This is a genomic window from Herminiimonas aquatilis (assembly GCF_042665175.1).
Classification (GTDB): Bacteria; Pseudomonadota; Gammaproteobacteria; order Burkholderiales; family Burkholderiaceae_D; genus Oxalicibacterium; species Oxalicibacterium aquatilis.
In genome coordinates, this window is the sequence record NZ_JBHTCC010000002.1 from 93,826 (window position 1) to 112,066 (window position 18,241).

The 18,241-nt window shown below is 54.1% G+C and carries 10 protein-coding genes; 3 read left to right on the forward strand and 7 right to left on the reverse strand.

Annotated features, from left to right (window positions below):
* Positions 1-181: 181 nt before the first annotated feature.
* From ACFQO0_RS09990 to ACFQO0_RS10000, 3 genes are all read right to left on the reverse strand, one after another.
* Positions 182-3,925 carry a hypothetical protein gene (locus ACFQO0_RS09990; protein ID WP_382234183.1) on the reverse strand — a complete coding sequence of 1,248 codons (3,744 nt, stop codon included), beginning with the start codon at positions 3,923-3,925 and terminating at the stop codon, positions 182-184.
* Positions 3,926-4,103: 178 nt separating this feature from the next.
* Positions 4,104-5,786 carry a response regulator gene (locus tag ACFQO0_RS09995; RefSeq protein WP_382234185.1) on the reverse strand — a complete coding sequence of 561 codons (1,683 nt, stop codon included), beginning with the start codon at positions 5,784-5,786 and terminating at the stop codon, positions 4,104-4,106.
* An 8-nt stretch (positions 5,787-5,794) separates the two neighbouring features.
* Positions 5,795-10,846 (reverse strand): trifunctional serine/threonine-protein kinase/ATP-binding protein/sensor histidine kinase, encoded by a 5,052-nt coding sequence (locus ACFQO0_RS10000; protein WP_382234187.1) that lies wholly within the window; start codon positions 10,844-10,846, stop codon positions 5,795-5,797.
* Between the two features lie 202 nt (positions 10,847-11,048).
* On the opposite strand from ACFQO0_RS10000, the gene ACFQO0_RS10005 reads away from it, so the two are divergent.
* Entirely contained in the window at positions 11,049-12,059 is a 1,011-nt protein-coding gene (locus ACFQO0_RS10005) for a catalase family protein (RefSeq protein WP_382234189.1), read from the forward strand.
* Between the two features lie 53 nt (positions 12,060-12,112).
* Positions 12,113-14,101, forward strand: coding sequence for an NACHT domain-containing protein (locus ACFQO0_RS10010; protein WP_382234191.1), 1,989 nt, complete (start codon positions 12,113-12,115; stop codon positions 14,099-14,101).
* 71 nt (positions 14,102-14,172) lie between these two features.
* Here ACFQO0_RS10010 and ACFQO0_RS10015 read toward each other — a convergent pair whose 3' ends face one another.
* From ACFQO0_RS10015 to ACFQO0_RS10030, 4 genes are all read right to left on the reverse strand, one after another.
* Positions 14,173-14,844 (reverse strand): RluA family pseudouridine synthase, encoded by a 672-nt coding sequence (locus ACFQO0_RS10015; protein WP_382234193.1) that lies wholly within the window; start codon positions 14,842-14,844, stop codon positions 14,173-14,175.
* A gap of 129 nt (positions 14,845-14,973) precedes the next feature.
* On the reverse strand, positions 14,974-16,503 hold the full coding sequence (locus ACFQO0_RS10020; RefSeq protein ID WP_382234195.1) for a Dyp-type peroxidase: 1,530 nt from the start codon (positions 16,501-16,503) through the stop codon (positions 14,974-14,976).
* Positions 16,504-16,522: 19 nt separating this feature from the next.
* Positions 16,523-17,206: a hypothetical protein gene (locus ACFQO0_RS10025; protein WP_382234197.1), complete on the reverse strand. Its 684-nt coding sequence runs from the start codon at positions 17,204-17,206 to the stop codon at positions 16,523-16,525.
* A gap of 1 nt (position 17,207) precedes the next feature.
* Positions 17,208-17,828, reverse strand: a complete 621-nt coding sequence (locus tag ACFQO0_RS10030) for a hypothetical protein (protein ID WP_382234198.1) — start codon at positions 17,826-17,828, stop codon at positions 17,208-17,210.
* On the opposite strand from ACFQO0_RS10030, the gene ACFQO0_RS10035 reads away from it, so the two are divergent.
* Positions 17,827-18,048 carry a hypothetical protein gene (locus ACFQO0_RS10035; RefSeq protein ID WP_382234200.1) on the forward strand — a complete coding sequence of 74 codons (222 nt, stop codon included), beginning with the start codon at positions 17,827-17,829 and terminating at the stop codon, positions 18,046-18,048. The two genes, ACFQO0_RS10030 and ACFQO0_RS10035, sit on opposite strands and share 2 nt — an antisense overlap.
* Positions 18,049-18,241 lie beyond the last annotated feature (193 nt).

Here is an 18,241-nt window from a genome sequence, read left to right on the forward strand (position 1 = left end):
TTCAACCGCTTACGGCAAGTAAATCAATGCTTGTCATTGATGCTTTTATCGCTCCCTGCAACGCAACCAGAGAAATCTCAGCCTGAATGCACCAAGAGGGCGCAAGGCTGAAGCCTGGCACCCTCTTGCATAGATAAATCGCTGATCGCTAATGCATGCCGATCCGGCCTTGCATAAAGACTTATCTGACTTCTGCGTCAACCGTCCCATTTGTTGCAGCAGCTGGCGAACTCGACAATGCATATGAGATTTGCAACGTGGCCGGGGCCACCGCTCCGCTTGAAACATTGCTCACAGCCGCCACCGATTTTGCTGCCTGCGGTGCAAACATATGCAGCGCATCGTGCTGAACACTCCAGCCTGCGACACCAACAAGCAATGCCAGACCGGCCGCAATCGATGTCCACATGCGCGCGCCAGATTTGGCTTTTTGTGGAAGCGATGCGCCCGATTCTGCCAGGACGGCCGTCGCGCGCGCACGCCATTCTTCATGTTGCTCGCCACGATCACTGATGCGGGACATCAAATCGCGTGCAATCGCTTCCGCTTCTGCCTGTTCGCGATCGCGTTGTAGCTGATCTGCCTTCGATAATTCAATTGCAGTGGCAGCAATTTTCGCTTTCTCTTCGGCGGCAGCCAGTGCTGCGCGTTCTGCTGCAAGCTGCGCTTCCTGCGCCAGACACGCTTCTTCTTCTGCAGCAAGACGCTGTTTGGATACTTCGGCCATTTCCAGTTCGGCAATTGCCGTCAGCTCGGCCACAGTGCATGCTTTTTGTTCGGCTTGCAGTTTTTCTTCAATCGCAGCCAATGCGATTTCGCTGGCTTCCAGGCGTTGCTGCTCCAGCATTTGCTGTTCTTCCAGCAATGCCAGTGCGCGTTGTTCGGCCAGCGCACGTTGCTCCTCGACTTGTGCCAGCTCGCGCACTTCCATTGCCTTGCGTTCTGCCGCTTCCATCACGATTCGCTGCGCTTCGACCTGCTGCATTTCCGTGGCCAGCAATTCCTTTTCTGCGTTGGCAATCACTTCGGTCGCATGACGCATTGCCTGTTGCGCCTGCTGTCTGCTGCGCAGAATTGTTGCCTGTTCTTTTTCCGCTTGAATTCTCAATTCTGCTTCATGCAAGGCAGCTTTCTCGGCTGCGATTTTTTCCTGCGTCACACGCAATATATTGGCTGCGCCCTGCAGACGCCGCTGTTCAGCCTGCAGCTTTTCTTCAATCGCGTCCATCGCCTTTTTTTCAAGATCGGCACGTGCACGTTCTGCCTTGGCCAATTCCACGGCTTGGCGCGCTGCGGCTTGTGCTGCTTGCGCTGCCTGACGTTGCTGTTCTGCCTGCTGGGCTGCGGCTTCCAGCATTTGCTTTTCGGCCTGCAGGATCGATTCATTGGCCGTACGCGATGCGTGCTCGGCATCGGCACGCGCCTGGAACACGCCTGCCTGTTCCTGCTCCTGCAAAGCGCGTGCTTCGGCTTCGGCACGCGCTTTTTGTTCGTTGCTCAATTTTTGCTGTATCGCTGCCAGCGCTTTTTGTTCAGCCAGGCTGCGTTCACGTTCGGTTTGTGCAAGTTCCAGCGCTTCTGCCGCACGTTGCTCGGACGCTAGTGCATTCGCTTGTTGCAGCTCCGCCTTGATTCTGGTTTGTTCCAACGCTTCGCGACTTGCAATGCATTCCACTTCAGCCGCTTCCCGAATTTTGCGTTCGTTCAATTCGCGCTCGCGCAGCAATTCCATTTGCTGCAAATCTGCCTGGATACGTGCCTCGGCTTCCGCCTTGGCGGCCGCTTCGATGCGGCATTTTTCTTCCAATGACTGCAAGGCCAGTGCTTCGGCTTCTGCATGCTCGCGCTGTACACGCGTGAGCTCGACCATTTGACGCACCTTGTCGAGGGCCAGATGCGCAGTTTTTCTTTGCAATGCGGTCTTGGCCTTAGCCTGTTCCAGGATGTGCTCATTCGCCACACATTCAGCCCGACGCGCCGCATGCAGTTCCTTGTCGGTCTGCTCCTGCGCCGCCAGTAATGCAGAATTCTCTTCATTCGCACGCACACATGCTTGCGCTGCCGCACGGGCCGCATTTTCTCTGGCAATCCTGGCTTGCGTGGTTTGCACTTCCTTGCGTACAGCTTCGGCATGCTCGCGCTCGGCAACCAGCTTTTGCTGGGCCACAGCCAATGCCTTTTGTTCATCCTGCAAACGTTGCGCCTGCACCTTGGCCAAAGCCACCGCTTCATGCGCTTGTGCCAACGCCGCTTCTGCTGCAGCGCGCTTCAAGTCTGCTTGTTTTGCAGTTTGTTCCAGCTTGAGTTTGAGTGCGGCACTTTCGGTTTCTTCTGCTGCCAGCGCCTGTTGTGCCGCATCCTGTTGTTGCTGCAGCAAAGCTGCCTGTTCCTTGCTCACTTCGGCGCGTGCAGCTGCGGTGGCTGCTGCAGCTGCTTCCAGCTGTTTCTTTTTCTGCAAGGCCAGCAGGGTCGATTGCTCTGCTTCCAGGCGCGCATGTTCTGCGTTCGCCAGCGCCAGTGCTTGCTGTGCTTTTTGTGCGGCGATTTCTGCCATTTGCTGTTGCAGGGCTGCGCACTCTGCTGCCTTGTCGACTGCAAATTTTTCGGATACGGAACGTGCGCTTGCCATTTCCGCTGCAGCGCGTTCCATCGCAATGCGTTGTTCTGCCAATTCTCTGGCGCGTTGCTCTTCTTCAGCACGTACGCGTGCAGCTGCTGCTGCCTGCTGTTCTGCAATTGCGCGCTGGCGTGCCTCTTCTTCGCCACGGGCTTCGACCGCGATGCGTGCACGTGCCTGTTCGTCGGCCTGATGTTCCGCTTCCACGCGGGCAATGGCCGAAGTCTGCAATTGCTTTTCAACCTGAATACGCGCTTCGGTGGCAACACGGATGCGTTCTTCGGCTTCGCGACGTGATTGTGCCGCGACGGCTGCCATGCTTTCTATATGTTCGCGACGTTCTGCAGCGGCACGCATTTCGGTTTCTGCATGCAGGCGCGCCTGGATAGCTTCCAGCGCACGTTGTTCTGATTCGATACGCGCTTGCGCAGTGGCATGCTGCTCTTGTTCTGTCGCTGCACGTGCCAGCGCATCTTCACGGGCGCGCACTTCGGCTGGAACACGATTGAGCATCGAGGCGAGCGCTTTGGTATCTGCTTCTTCGCGCTGCTGCGTCAGCAGCATCGCATCGCGCCGTGTATTCAGCAGTGTCTGAGTCGTTTCACGCGCGCTTTTTTCGCGGCGTTCATGTTCACGCGCGACGTCAGCCACCTGGGATTCAAGGCGTGCACGTTCTTCAGCTTCGGCTTTTGCCGCTTCGGTCGCGATATGGGAGGCAGCGATGTTCTCCACCATTTGCCGACGTTTGTGTTCTGTTTCCTGCGCCAGTTTTTCAGCTGCTTCTGCTGCCTGCGCGCCCAACTCTGTCTCTTCGGCGATTTGTTCTATGGTGCGTTTGCGCGCCAGTTGCTCGGCCTTGGCACGTCCTATGGCAATGATGCCCAGCTGGGTATCGGCTTCGGTGCGTGCACGCAGTTCGGCGATTTCCTTGTTGACGGCGACCGTACGGGCTTCGCTGGCGGCACGTGCCTGGCGTTCAACTTCGAGACGGGCGCGGCTGGCGGCGATGGCTTCTTCGGCCGCCTTGGCGTTGCGGTTGGCTTCTGCGATGGCGGCGGCGTCGGCTTGCGCGCGATCTTCGGCAAGGGAACGGGCATGCGCTTCGGCATATGCACGATTCTCGGCGGTCACGGTTGCCTTGGCTTCTGCTTCCACGCGGGCGATGGCTTCACGAATCGCCTTCAAATCCATACCTGCAACGCGTGCGCCAGTCTTCGGCGCATCGATCACGGTATCGATGAAGTCGTCATTTCCCGCATCCGCTGCTTGCAGAGAAAAGTTTTTACGCAGTGCCTGATTCGTTTCCATCGTCATCCTCGCTTGAAAGTCAATTCCGCCGACCTTGCTTAGGCCAGCCGGAGTTTCTTAATAGGCATTATCGGAGGATGGGGTGTAAATCAGGCGGGAAGAAGAAGGGGGAAATCCGGCTATTTCAACGATATGGCCGGTTCCGGACGATGCTGGGCCGGCAAAATCGCGCCGGATTTCAGGTTGCTGCTTGGGGCAATTGCTGCAAAATCCCACTAAAACGCTCCATTCTGAACGGTTTGACAAGAAAATAGTTCATCCCGGCATCCATGCAGGTATGTATATCCGCCAGGGTCCCGGCGGCAGTCAGCGCCACAATAGGCAAGCTGGCTGCGGGGCCGGACAAGCCGCGGATGATACGGGTCGCCGCCACGCCATCCATTTCCGGCATGTGCACATCCATCAGGACCAGGTCGAAATGACTTTGCTGAACAGCAAGGACGGCCTCATGACCGTTTTGTGCGACTTGCACGGTATGGCCGGATTTTTTCAGCAAGGCGACAGCCACCTTCTGATTCACTTCATTATCTTCAGCCAACAGGATGCGCAGCGTGCGGCTGGCGAGTGGAATGGCAATACTCACATCAACCGCTTTTTCCCTGACCTCGGCTGCGGGTGCAAATGTCAGTTCGAACCAGAACCGGCTGCCCTCGCCCACGATGCTTTCCACGCCGATACAGCCGCCCTGCATTTCGACGATCTTTTTGCAGATGGACAGGCCCAGGCCGGTACCGCCGAAGCGTCGGGAAATCGAACTGTCTGCCTGCGAAAAAGACTGGAACAAACGGGCCTGCGCTTCATGTGCGATGCCGATACCGGTATCGATGACCGTAAATCGCAACAGGATCTGCGCATCGCTCGCTGGTAGTTGTTCTACCTTCAGCGTGACGCCGCCCTCTTCGGTGAATTTCAAGGCGTTATTAATCAGGTTCAGCAAGACTTGCCGCAAGCGGCCCACATCGCCCACCAGCGCGCGCGGCAAGCCGGCGGCGCAATCGAGGCTGAGCGACAAGGCAGTGTTGCTGGTTCGCGATTGCAGCAGATTGATGACGCTATCCACCGCCTTGACCAAGTCGAAGTCGGTCGCCTCGAAATCCAGCTGGCCGGATTCCAGCTTGGAAAAATCCAGTATGTCATTCAGGATGGTCAGCAAGGCTTCGGCCGAATACTGGGCGGTCTCCAGATGCTCTTTCTGTTCCGCATCCGATGCCTGCGCCAGGGCCAGTTGCATCATGCCGAGCATGCCGTTCATCGGCGTGCGTATCTCATGGCTCATGACCGCGAGAAAATCGGATTTGGCGCGATTCGCCGACTCCGCATCTTCTTTCGCCACCGTCAGTTCGCGCGTGCGTTCCAGCACCTGACGTTCCAGATCGCGACTCAAATTTTCCAGGGCGACGATATCGTCATAGGACCGCAAGGCAGAAATGATGCACGTCAACAGCTTTTGGCGCGTCAGTTCAGTCTTGGATTTGTAATCATTGATGTCGTAATCGACCACCACGTCGCGCTCCGGGGCCTGGCCCGGCTGGCCGGTACGCAACACGATGCGCAGGCGACGATTATTCATTTGTTCGCGAATATGCCGCACCAGTTTCAAACCGGCATCGTCTTCTTCCATCACCACATCGAGCAAAATGATCGCGATGTCGCCATCTGCGGCTAGCATGTCACGCGCTTCGCGTGCGGAATACGCATGCAGGAATTCCAGCTTGCGTCCCTTGAACTGCACGTCGATCATCGCGACCGCTGTCACCTGATGGACTTCTTCCTCATCATCCGCAATCAAAATCTTCCACGGCATGTGAATGCCGTCGGTGCCGTCTTCTTTTTCTGGCGCAAATACAAAATCTTCAAACATGATGAGCCTTAAAGCAGACGTTGCGCAGCATGCGCTTCTGCAGCAGCGGAGATTGCAGCCGCATTGGAATTGCGCGGAAACCGCACAATGAAAGTAGTACCGACGCCAACCTGGCTTTCGACGGTGATCTGTCCCTGCAAGCTGCCAGTAACCAGATTATGAATAATGTTCAAGCCCAGACCGCTGCCGCCACGGCCGCGCATGGTCGTGAAGAAAGGATCGAAAATCCTGGCCAGATCTGCTTGAGCGATGCCGACGCCATTGTCGGAAAAACGCAATTCGATCAAATCGGTTTCCATCCCTTTTATATAGACATTGCGCACCACGATCAGCATGTCACCCGACTTATCGTCAGGGAAAGCGTGCAGCAATGCATTCATCACCAGGTTGGTAATGATCTGCGCCAAGGCACCCGGATAAGTATCGATTTCTATGGCATCGTCGCAATTGACGGTCATCCGGTGTTCCGAGCGGCGCAACAGCGGGCTCAAGTTAGACAAGACTTCATCGATATAGGCTTTCAGGCGGAAGATGCGCCGTTCTTCGCTGGTCTGATCCACGGCGACATCCTTGAAACTTTGTATCAGCGTCGCCGCCCTTTCCATATTCGACAGCAGCAATTTGCTGATTGTGGTGGCGGTACCGACATACGCGTCGAGATCCGAGCGCTTCATGTCGCCGCTCTGGTATAGCGATTTGAGGCGCGTGGTTTCTTCCGCCAGCGTCGAGGCCCCGGTCACACTGACACCGACCGGGGTATTGATTTCATGCGCGACACCGGCCACCAACTGTCCGAGGGAAGCGAGCTTGGCCGATTCCACCAATTGCTTTTGCGTGAGCCGCAGGGAATTCAGCGTATCGTGCAACTCGGTATTTTTCTGGCTGAGCGCCTGGGTACGCAACTCGATTTTCTGTTCGAGGTCGTTGTACAAGGTGGCGTTTTCCAGCGAGATCGCAATCTGCGTCGACAGTATCTGCAGCAGTTCTGCATGCTCGTTCGTGAAGGCATCGATCGCCAGATTGTTTTCCATATACAGCATGCCGACCAGCTGTCCCTGCTTTTGCAAGGGCAGGCACATGATGGATTTCGGGTGCTCCTGCTCTATATATGGGTCGCCATTGAACTGGCTGTCGTTGGCTGCATCACCCAGCACTACTTTCTCGGCGGTGCGCTTGACGTAGTTGATGACCGAGAGCGCCAGACTGCTACTTTTCTCCACCGCGACTTTCTGCTGCAAAACGATGGCGTCGCCGTTGATTTCCGCCTGTACAAACAGCCGTCCGTGTTCTACCACCAGTAAAGCGCCTTTTTGCGCACCGGCATTTTCGATTAGCAAATGCATTAATTTCGACAGCAGCTTGTCGAGTTGAATTTCGCCCGACAGCGCCTGCGATGCGCGGATTACCGTTTGTATATCCACCTGCCGTTCACGCGCTTCGGCCTGGCCGCGGCTGTCTGACCGCCTGCGCGCAATCACGCGTGCCAGCAATGCAGAATGTATCGTCTCCAGCTGCAGCGCCTTGGCAAACGCACCCCACTCTTCATACTTGGCATGCGCCTGCTCCAGATGCATGCGCGCATTGATTTCTTTTCCAACACCCAAGTAAAACTTGCCTGCAAGTTCATGCGACAAGGCTTCATCGTTCAGGAAGGCATTGTCGCGCGCACCCTTGATTGCCCGCTCATAAAACTGTTCTGCGCGTACGCTTTTGCCAGCGACGCGCAAGCGTTCGGCTTCGACCAATTGCCATTTATGCAGATAATTCATGGGAGCCGCATTCGCCCACGCCTTGAAACGGGCCTGCATCGCTTTCGCGCTGGCGAGTGCATTGGTGTTGTTGTCGTAGGGACGGCAGCGTGCAAGTTCGGCTAAGGAATGCACCCACATCAGGAATCCCGACGATGGTGTGCCGAAGTCAAAACCGGGCAAGTCGATCGCTTCCTTTGCATGCGCATGCGCACTGCTGAATTCACCGAAATAATATTCGCCTATCGCTTGTATCGTGCGCACGTAAAACAAGCCCCACGGATCGGCGGCATTCTTGCGCGCCAACGCATAATCTTCCTGCTCGCGGCCCTGCGTGATGTCAGTGATCGACTCGCCCACCAGGCGTGAGAACAACAGCGCCCACGGAATCATCACGCCAAGCAAGGCCGCGTAATCCATCTTGCGATAGATATCGAGATCCTTGCGTATCGTGGCCAGTGCATCGTTGACATTGCCACCGGACTGAAAACGTATCGCATCCGAAAATGACAGCGCCACCATCGCCCCCGGCCGGTCGCCGATTTCCATTGCCTTGACATAGGTATCCATCAAGGGTTCCAGCGACAGCCGCAAGTGCTCGCGATGATGCCGAATGATGCCGTGGAAGATGCCGACCGCGCCCAGCAATTGCTTGTGACCGCCCAGCTGCTTGGCCACCTTGCCGAATTTATAGCCCTCTTCGTGTCGGCCCAACTTGCCGACAAGCGTGCGGCCCCATACCGCATACGCATACGCAGAATTCGGCGACGAGCCGTAACGGATGGAACGCCGCACGATTTCCAGCGCCACCCATAACACCACATTGGAACCCGCCAGATAGGTAAAGCCGTAACCGAGAAACGCCATCGTCGCATGCAGTTGCAGCAGATACTGCGGATCGGTGGCCGGCGGCAAGGTGGCCAGCTCAAGCGGATCTTTGCCACGCAGCGCCAGCTTGAGCCGCAGACGCGCAATGCGTATATCCTTTTCGTCGAGATTGACCGGCACCTTGATGCCGGAAATTTCCAGCATCTCGATCCCGGTTTTCATCAATTCCTGCGGCTTGTAGATCGCGCCATAGCAGCGGATCAGATAATCCTTGGCTGCAATCACCTCGGAAGGTGTAGCGCTCTTTTCGCAGACGATCTGGCACAGCCTTTCCATCTCGCGATAATCGGCACGGGCAAACGCAACGTTGATCAGCTCCATGTACAACTCGTGCATGAAGCCGGGCTTCTTGCTCCAGTCGTCCTCGCTGCCAAATTCATTTGCAATCTCTATGCATTCGTAATGCACATCGAACGCAGCCGACTTGCGGGCTTTTTTGGCCGCCAGCAAATTCAGGTTGGCCAACTCGTCCTTCTCCGCCTGCACATCCAGCAGATTGCGGCCCTGGTTCAGGTGATCGACGATATTGAATATCTGCTCTTCTCGTTCCCCTGCGCTCAGGCTGTTCAGCAGCAGGCGACCTATCTCCAGATGGACCGCATCGGTTTCTTGTTTGGCGATGCCTTCATACGCGGCCTGCTGCACGCGGTCATGCTGGAACTGGTACGACAGCGGCACCATCGCGACTGCCGCCGCCGTGTGTTCAGACGGGATAATCAAACCGGTTTGCAGCGCATCATGCAATAACTCGCTGATTTCCTGCCGCGGTCTTTCGCTGACGGTTTCCAGCGTCTGCAGGTCGAAGCGGTTACCGATACACGCCGCGATCGTCAACAGACGTTGCGTAGGTTGCGGCAGGCGGCGCAGCTCCTTGGTCAGCAACTCGACCACGTTGTCGGTGATATTCAGCGCTTGGATCTGCTCGATATTCCAGTTCCACGCGCCGCCTTCAAATTGCAGCAACGTCTCGCTATGCAAGCTCTTGATGAACTGACCGATGAAGAAGGGATTGCCCAGCGTCTTGCGAAAGATCAGTTGCGCCAGTGGCCGCGTTTCCGCCGAATCGCGCTTGAGCGTATCGGCGACCAGCTCTTCTATGCTGTCTTCCAGCAAGGGACTGACTTCGACGATGGTGACGATCGCATGTTTGCGGATCAGATCGATGGTCAGATTCAACGGATGTGCAATATCGACTTCATTGTCGCGGTAGGCACCGACCAGCAACAGACAGGGATCGTCCAGATCCTTCATCAACAAGGTAATGAGTTTCAGCGAGGCCGCATCCGCCCATTGCAGATCGTCGAGAAACAGGACGATGGGATGATCAGAGTGGGTGAACACGCTGACGAAATTCTGCATCACATAATTGAAGCTGTTGCGCGTCGCGCCCGGCAGCGGCACTTGCGGCTGCTTGCCGATGATGAATTCCAGTTCCGGAATCGCTTCGATAATCAGCTGGCCATTGGGGCCCAGCGCCTTCAATAACTTGGCGCGCCAATCGGCAATGCGGTTTTCGCTTTCGGTCAGGATTTGCCGCATCAGTTCGCGGAAGGCTTCATTGAAAGCCGAATACGGGATCGTGCGTTTGAACTGGTCGAATTTGCCCGAGATAAAGTAGCCGCCCTGCGCCACCACCGGCTTGTGGATTTCATTGACCAGCGATGATTTGCCGATGCCGGCATAACCGCTGACCAGCAGCAGTTCCGCACCGCCGGCCGCCACGCGCTTGAACGCATTGAGCAGGCGGCTGTATTCGTAATTGCGACCATACATTTTTTGCGAAATCTGCAGGCGATCGCACACATCGTATTGCGCCAGCACGAAGGGTTCGATGATGCCGCTTTGTTCCAGCGCTGCCTGGCAACGCTCTACGTCCTTGAGCAAACCCTCCAGGCTTTGATAGCGGTCCTCCGCATTCTTGGCCAGCAGCTTGAGGACGATATTGCCGACGACATCGGGAATGACAGGATTAAGGCGGCCGGGCGGCAAAGGCTTTTTGGCGATGTGGCTGTGCACCAGCTCCATCACACTATCGGACTCGAAAGGCAGATGGCCGCTCAACAACTCATACAACACGATACCGAGTGAATAATAGTCGCTGCGGTAATCGACCTGCCGGTTCATGCGCCCGGTTTGTTCAGGTGAACTGTAAGCCAGCGGCACCGTGGCATCGCTGCGCAACTCCACCGAACCGTCTTGCCGCAAACGCAAGTTCGCTAGACACAAAGCCTGATGCAGGTCGGTACGCTGATGAACCTCGCGCAGGCCATGGATCAACGCGACAAACAGCGCCAGCGCCGCGCTCAAGTCATAAGTGCCTTGTGCGCCTTGCGCTACTTGAAGTTCGGAATTGGTTGCGATCGACGGGCTGAAGAACATCGAACGATGCAAACCGGTTTTTACCGTGCCGTCGCGCTTCGCCAATGGTGACCAACTCGATGCTTGTGGAAATATGATTTGATGCCCCGCTTCTATCCAGAGTGACGAAAGCTGTGTCGCTTTTTCTTGCCAAGAAAATAATTACAGTTGATGATAGCCAAGTATTACCGGGTCCACCGCCCCCACGTAATATAGCCCGAAATGTCAGCTGCGCGGCAACGATACGGTATCAAATCAATAATAAATTATGCCCAACAATGCACTCGCTCAAGAAATCATCCCCGCCCACGAGATAGAAGACACACGCGACCTTGCCGCGCGACTGCAAGCCAAAATCATTCGCGACAATCCGACCGGCATCATGCGGCGCGATGCCCATCCCAAGATGCACGGACTGGTCACAGCAGAATTCATCATCGAGCCCGATTTGCCGGCTGACCTGCGAATCGGGATTTTTGCCGAAGCGCGCAGCTATCAGGCATGGATACGTTTTTCCAATCAGGACGGCACCATCCAGCCCGACACCTCGCGCGACATACGCGGGATGGCGATCAAGCTGATGGGCGTGGCCGGCGACAAATTGCTGGAAGCAGAACGCGACGCGCAGACGCAAGACTTTATCGTCATCACCACCAATGTGTTCGTGACCAAAGACGTGGCCGAATTCGATGGCTTGATCAAGGCCATGACCGGCAGCACCTGGGCAAAGATCAGCTACTTCGCCACGCACTTGCGCGTGATCTGGAACCTGATCAAGTCACTGAAAAAATTCGCCAATCCACTGCAAACCCGTTACTGGAGCACCACGCCGTATCTGTTCGGTGAGACGGCAGTCAAGTATTCGGCGATCCCGCGCGTCACTGATGCAGATGAAATACCTGCGAATCCCGGGCCGGATTATTTACGTGAAGCGATGGTGCAGCAGTTATCGCAGCGCGAAGCCGTGTTCGACTTCACCGTACAACTGCAAGTCAATGCGACCAGCATGCCGATAGAAGATCCAGGCCATGAATGGAAGGAGTCGGAATCGCCCTTCCGCAAAGTCGCCACCATACGCATCCCGCCGCAGGAATTCGATGGCGAAGCGCAACGCAGCTTTGGCGAAAATTTATCGTTCACACCCTGGCACAGTTTGCCTGCGCATCGACCTTTGGGCGGCATCAATCGCGCGCGCAAGATCGTTTACGATGCGGTTTCTACCTTCCGTCATGCACGGAATAATGTGACGCGGCAGGAACCTACTAGTTGGGAAATTTGATTGAATCGTTATCGGACTCAAACTTTTTGTTCAATCATCGAGAGGAAATATAGATGAGCGGTTTAGATTTGGCTTCCTTTGATTGGCAAGGGCTACTCGGACAAACTACTGACTTTGCTGTTGAGATAGCAAAAAAACAGTCGAAAGAAGTTGTTTCCTCAATTAGCGACAGACTTCTGGAGACCATTAGAACTAAATGGGAGAAGGTAGATTGGAAAGGAACGAGAAACGACTATCGAAAAAATCTTCTTGAGAATTTGAGTACCACGAAAATTTTGGGGAACCCGAAAACAATCAGGATTGAAGATGTATATACGGATGCATTTGTATTTGACCGCATAAGTGCCCTGAAAAGGTTTGCGGGAGATATCAATAGCCTGCAAACGGCTGACTCGCTTCAGGAAGGCACTCGATTACCTGCACTTGAAGTAGCTGAAACGGGCGACAATTTATTTATTCTGGGAAGACCGGGAGCAGGAAAAACGACGTTTTTGAAGTACTTGGCAATTCTTGCTTGCAAAGGAAGAATTAAAAAGACTCCCATTTTTATTTCACTAAAGGACTGGAGTGATTCATCATTATCCTTAATTCCCTATATTGCCAACCAGTTTGATCTATGCGGATTTCCGGACGCTGAGATTTTTGTCCGTGCTTTGTTAGAGCGTGGGGATGCAATAATCCTCCTTGATGGCTTGGATGAAGTGAATGAACAGGACAGTAAACGAAAGCAAACAATTAAGGAGGTAGTGAATCTCTCCTTAAAATACAAAAAATGCCAGTACTGTCTTACGTGCCGCACCGCGGCAACGGATTACTCCTTCGAAAAATTTAAGTATTTGGAAGTGGCAGATTTCGATGCGAATCAACAAATTCAGCTTGTCACGCAATGGTATGGCGAAAACTCTGAACATCTAAAACGGTTTATCGCCGGGTGGAAAGAGAATGAGCAAGAAGGTTTAAGGGATTTGGGGCGAACACCTTTGCTTCTAACACTTCTCTGTCTTGCGTTTGAAGAATCGCTCGTTTTCCCTGCTCGGCAGGTCGACCTTTATAAAGAAGCAATCGATGCATTGCTTCGGAAGTGGGACACTTCTCGACTTATATCGCGTGATGATTTTTATAAAAACTTGTCGTTCTCGCGGAGGGAACATTTGTTCGAAGCAGTCGCTGCGAAATTCTATTTTGATTCGAGGACCGTATTCCGTCGCTCTGAATTAGAGCGCACAATTTTAGACTTTCTTCGCGACTTACCTGATAAGGAAAAGTCTGAGGAAGCGGATGCATCAATAGTGATCAAGCAAATTGAGGCACAGCACGGGTTAATTGTTGAGCGCGCCGTAGACATTTTTTCGTTTTCGCACCTAACAATACAGGAGTACTTCACTGCTTCTTTCCTCGTCAAATCACACGATGAGGTTATCCTTAACAACGTGGTCGAAGTTGCAATGCAAGACCAAAAATGGCGCGAGGTTATGCTCTACACCGTAGGACTATTGCCATCCGCTGACTCCGTCTTAGAAAAGATGTCGAAGCAACTGAAGAATTTGAGGGGATCCGATCCTGGCGTGATTAGGTTTCTCGGCTACTGCCATTGCGACGCTCTCCTACGGAGAAGGAAAAATGGTACGCCGGCCATGGTTGGCACCACATCAGCCGCAATGGTAAAGCGTCGAATCGAAGAATATGTAGGCAAGACGACAAATCCACCACTGACCTCAGCAGAAACAGAAGCAATTGCTGAACATTTTGTAAAAATTCGCAATTTTCTTCACACGCGAGAAGACAAGTACGACTTTGGTATGGCCGCGGACATTGTTACATCTGCTGCGGAATTGATTACTAAGCAGCCAAGTAGGGCGGCAGCGATTTTGGGTGGTTATTTTACGCGCCCAGACCAGTTCATCTCTTATTTGTACGCGTGCCGACTGATGATTGAGTGTTTGGAAGTTGCAGTTGTCAAACAACGGAAGATCTATATTGAAAGCATTATGTCTATCAACGATAACGAAATCACCGGGGCGCTTATTTTGCGACGAGCGTGAGGTGCCGCGAGCCACGTAAAAAGTAAGAATACTAAGCAAGTGCCGAATGAAGGTTTGAAATAGATGTCGGATTAAAACGGACACTCGCTAATCCAGGAGAATCGATTGCCACTAACCGGATGGTCAAACTCCACGCCAGTAGCATGTAGGAAAAGTCTACAAGCCATCCGCCGACTATCAGCCGTGCCATACAAATCGCAACCCAAGATAGGATGCCCAATCCCTGCACTATGAATTCTCAACTGATGCGTGCGTCCAGTACTAGGCGTGAACAGGACGCGGGTGGTATCCGGCCCAGCCTGCCTATCCAACACCTGATAATGACTACTGGCAGCCTTGCCGGTTTCAAAACACACTTGCAACTTCGGAAAATTAATCGGGTCCTTGGCGATCGGCAATTCGATATCGCCTTCATCTGCTGCGACGTGCCCGGCCAATACCGCCTGATAAGTCTTGACCACGGTACGCGCCTGAAACTGTCGATTGATATTCGCCGCGACCCTCTTGTTAAGTGCAACAATCATGATCCCCGAGGTACCAAAATCAAGCCTGTGCAATAGCAACGCACTCGGGAATTGCTGCACCAAACGGTAATGCACGGAATCGAGATTGAGCGGATTTTTACCTGATAGCGACAGCAAGCCGCTAGGTTTATTGATCAGTAATATCGCGTCATCCTGATACAGGATGACGATGTCTTCGGCACACGGCGGTGCCACAAAGGTGTCGATGCGGGCGTTCATAGGGACGCATGATAGCGTGATCCGGTCAGCACTCTGCAAAACGCCCGTTGCAGATCAATCAGGGAATCGCAGCAGCGATCCCCTGACCTACTTGCTTGCCTACCTCACTTGAGTTCCTGAGATTCCTCATCAAGTCGGATCGACTATCCCCTTGGCGATCATCCGCAGCGCCGTCATACTAGGAATGAAGAAGTAATCGCCACCGCGCGTTTCCACCAGACGCGGAATCTTGTTGAGGAAGTACGGTGCATCATCGCTGTCCTTCTCTACTTCCAGCACCGCACGGCTCGATAAATCTGCGCCATGATTTCCGAGGATGATTTCCTTGTCGTTGCCGGCGTGGAAGTCGTTGCCGTAATTGATCCACTGCTGCTGCACGAATTCAAATTGGCGGCTGATGCTGGCGCTGATCATCATGATGATGATGCCGTGATTGCCGTCGTCGCGTGTCTGGTCTTTGACTTCGCCGTAGGGCAATCCTCTCCGCATGACGCGGCGGCGATTGGCCAGTGCGCCGGGAGTTTCAAATGCATCGGGCGTTGTCTCCAGCGAGGCGCGTGGATTGATGCGACGCAGATGCGAGCTGAACGGGCATTTCGCACCATCCATATCCTTGTTGAACGTGAAGCCGCTCAACATCTTGTCCTGATCGACGCGGTTCGCAGCGTAGAACCTGGCATCCCATTCCGTCTTGCTCTTTGCATCCGGTGCATCCACCAAAGGTGCGCCATTATCACGCCAGCGACCAACGAATTTTGCGGCCAGCAGTTCTTTGCCGCCCGGATATTTGGCGCCCTCCTGCTCCAGATAGGCGTTGAAGGTACCGACGTTTTCATGCAGCTTGCGATACACCATGAAGGTGCCGTTGCGCGACAACAGTTGTGGTGCGGGCGCCTCCGGATATTCGTCGGCTTCATCGCGATGGCCGAGGATAAATTCGCCGGTTGCCAGCGGTGCCCATGTGCCATCCTTCATCTGCTTGCCGCGACCGATGACGCGCTCTGCCCGCCCCGGCAATCCTTCGAAGACCGGATCGCCGATGCCATCGGTGTAACCGAAGTGTTCCTTGCTGGTCGGTTTGCCGTCCTGCAGCACGACATGCACATCCTGAAACGGCAAATTCTCTGCGCCATCATCGCCGCGATGTCCGGACAAAACCGCCACGCCGTCTCCACTGCGCGCCACCAAATCTTGCAGCCATTCGTAGCGCTGTTGCATCGCGGCCGGCGTCTGGCCGTTGATCGAAATCCAGATGTGCACATCCTTGGCCCAATCGGTTTCGCGATTGTCGCGCCAGATCGGGTCCCAATGTTCGGGCGCACTACGACCATCATCGCCAAGAATATCCTTGCGCTTCTTCATCCCCATCACGAATTCCATCGGGAAGCCGATCAGCGATGCGCGCGGCAATTCAAGCTGCTTCAAACCCTGATAGCTGAACCCGATATTGACGGTAGCGAGCGGCTTGGGAATCGGATTTGGGCCATCATCCCATCTGACGGCAGTGGTGACTTCCTTGGTGACTGCGCCGACAAATTCGCGCGCACGTTTGCCGTCGCGAATGTTCAAGAAGACATAGCGCGCCACTGGAAAATTATAGCGACCGTATGCCTTGATTACATTGCCCTGAATGTCCAGCAGATCTAACTGTTTATCCACGATGTTTGTCCTTTGATTTTTACAGGGCGGATTGGCCTGGCGTCCACGCCGGTCCCGCCAGATTGAGCGGCTGCACGCGCTGTATGAATACCTGATAGGCCTGCTGCAACTGCGCTGCCGGCAAGCCTTGATGCTCGGCGGCGAAGCGCGAGAATTCCTGCTTCAAATACAGCGCCTTCAATTGCTCAGGCAGGGGATCGTCGTTCGAGCCGACAAAGAACAAGGCTGCCTTCAACTGGCATTTCTTGATATAGGCGACGAAGCTATCCGCATCCGTGACTTCATCGAAGCCGTAACAGAATTGCCAGATGTGCCGGATGTCGTCGCTGATCGCTTCCCACATGCCGCGCAGATAGGCGTCCAGATCGCCATGCAGATTGCAGGAGAAAACAATGTACTTGGACTTGAGGTGATCTTCACGCGGCAAGGCTGCTCGACGAAATTTATCCGAGAAGATGGACATGAAGTCGTAGAAGGTGCCGCCGAATTCGGTCCCGGCCAGCGATTCGTAATACACATCGTCGAGCACAAAGTAGCGGCACAAATAGGTTTGTGGCACCTTGGCCATCGGGCTGTGTTCCAGCAAACCCCAGTTCTGCAGGCGGTGCCTGACTTCATCACTGTAGGCGGTGCCGTTGTAGTGGCCCTTCTCGATAGGACACAGGCAGGTTAATGCATAGGCGTTGCCGCTGATGTTAGCCATCTCAATCTCCCTTGGCCTGGTCGGCCAGACTGACAATCGGCAACGGTTGCATGGTGCCCATATCGTGCTGCAGGCTGCGCAGCAAAGCTTTGTAGTTTTTCAGGAATTCATCCGGCGACGCATTGTTGTATTGCGCGTCGAAGGCAAGCAGCTGGGTTGTCAGGGTCTTGGCCGACTTGACGTCATTCGATGCGGCCATCGGATAGGCGCTGTAATAGTGATCGGTCTGGATCTGGTTGAACTGGATGTATTCATGGAAAGGCGTCAGCGGTACCGAGCGCGGGTAACGGATATTCCATTTCCAGAACAGATCGAGGCCGCTCGGTATCGAGAACGTGAAGGAATCGACGTATTGCGCCCAGCTGCCATTGAAATTACTGAAGAACAGCATGTAGGAATAATTCAGCGTTTCCTCAGGCTGGCGTTCGCTCAGATGCGGAAACTGCTTGCGGCCGACGATGACCCAGCGTGCATAGTGGATCAGCGACAGCGTGATCAAACCCTTGAGCGTCGATGGCATTTTGAGCGCCACCCAGAAAATGACCTTGTTAATCCACGTCATATACCAGCGGATCGGTGTGATCACATTCATGGCATAGGCTTTTCCAGCGATATTGGACATGCACTCTCCCCTTGCAACAACTGACACCATTACGGAAATATCAGTACGCAGAAAAGACGCCCAATCAAAGCAGCGCCTACGGCTTCTGATATTGACTTTTGGAACGGGCATCAAGCTGGTTCGCTTGTGCAGCCCTGATTACGATCTTGATTTTTCTTTTACTCGTATTGCATCCGCATGGCTCGGCGTTGCTCCGCTTGAATACTCGCTGCCGACCTGATGGATAGTGCGACCTGTGTTTGCTGCGCTTGTATATTGAATTCTTTAACGAATTCTTTATTGAATTTTCTTTTGATCACGGGCCGCAGCAAGATTACATGAATGAATGCCATTGTCGCAATAAAATAAAGCACTGCTATTCATTCATTTGCGCCATGCTTTGCTATATTCTTGATTTGCACCGGCGCGGCACT

What these genes read in the sequence shown, in the direction of transcription:
- ACFQO0_RS10025 (WP_382234197.1), bottom strand. Translation starts at nt 17,206, where the DNA reads ATGGCTAACATCAGCGGCAACGCCTATGCATTAACCTGCCTGTGTCCT.
- ACFQO0_RS10005 (WP_382234189.1), top strand. Translation starts at nt 11,049, where the DNA reads ATGCCCAACAATGCACTCGCTCAAGAAATCATCCCCGCCCACGAGATA.
- ACFQO0_RS10015 (WP_382234193.1), bottom strand. Translation starts at nt 14,844, where the DNA reads ATGAACGCCCGCATCGACACCTTTGTGGCACCGCCGTGTGCCGAAGAC.
- ACFQO0_RS09990 (WP_382234183.1), bottom strand. Translation starts at nt 3,925, where the DNA reads ATGGAAACGAATCAGGCACTGCGTAAAAACTTTTCTCTGCAAGCAGCG.
- ACFQO0_RS09995 (WP_382234185.1), bottom strand. Translation starts at nt 5,786, where the DNA reads ATGTTTGAAGATTTTGTATTTGCGCCAGAAAAAGAAGACGGCACCGAC.
- ACFQO0_RS10035 (WP_382234200.1), top strand. Translation starts at nt 17,827, where the DNA reads ATGCACTCTCCCCTTGCAACAACTGACACCATTACGGAAATATCAGTA.
- ACFQO0_RS10030 (WP_382234198.1), bottom strand. Translation starts at nt 17,828, where the DNA reads ATGTCCAATATCGCTGGAAAAGCCTATGCCATGAATGTGATCACACCG.
- ACFQO0_RS10010 (WP_382234191.1), top strand. Translation starts at nt 12,113, where the DNA reads ATGAGCGGTTTAGATTTGGCTTCCTTTGATTGGCAAGGGCTACTCGGA.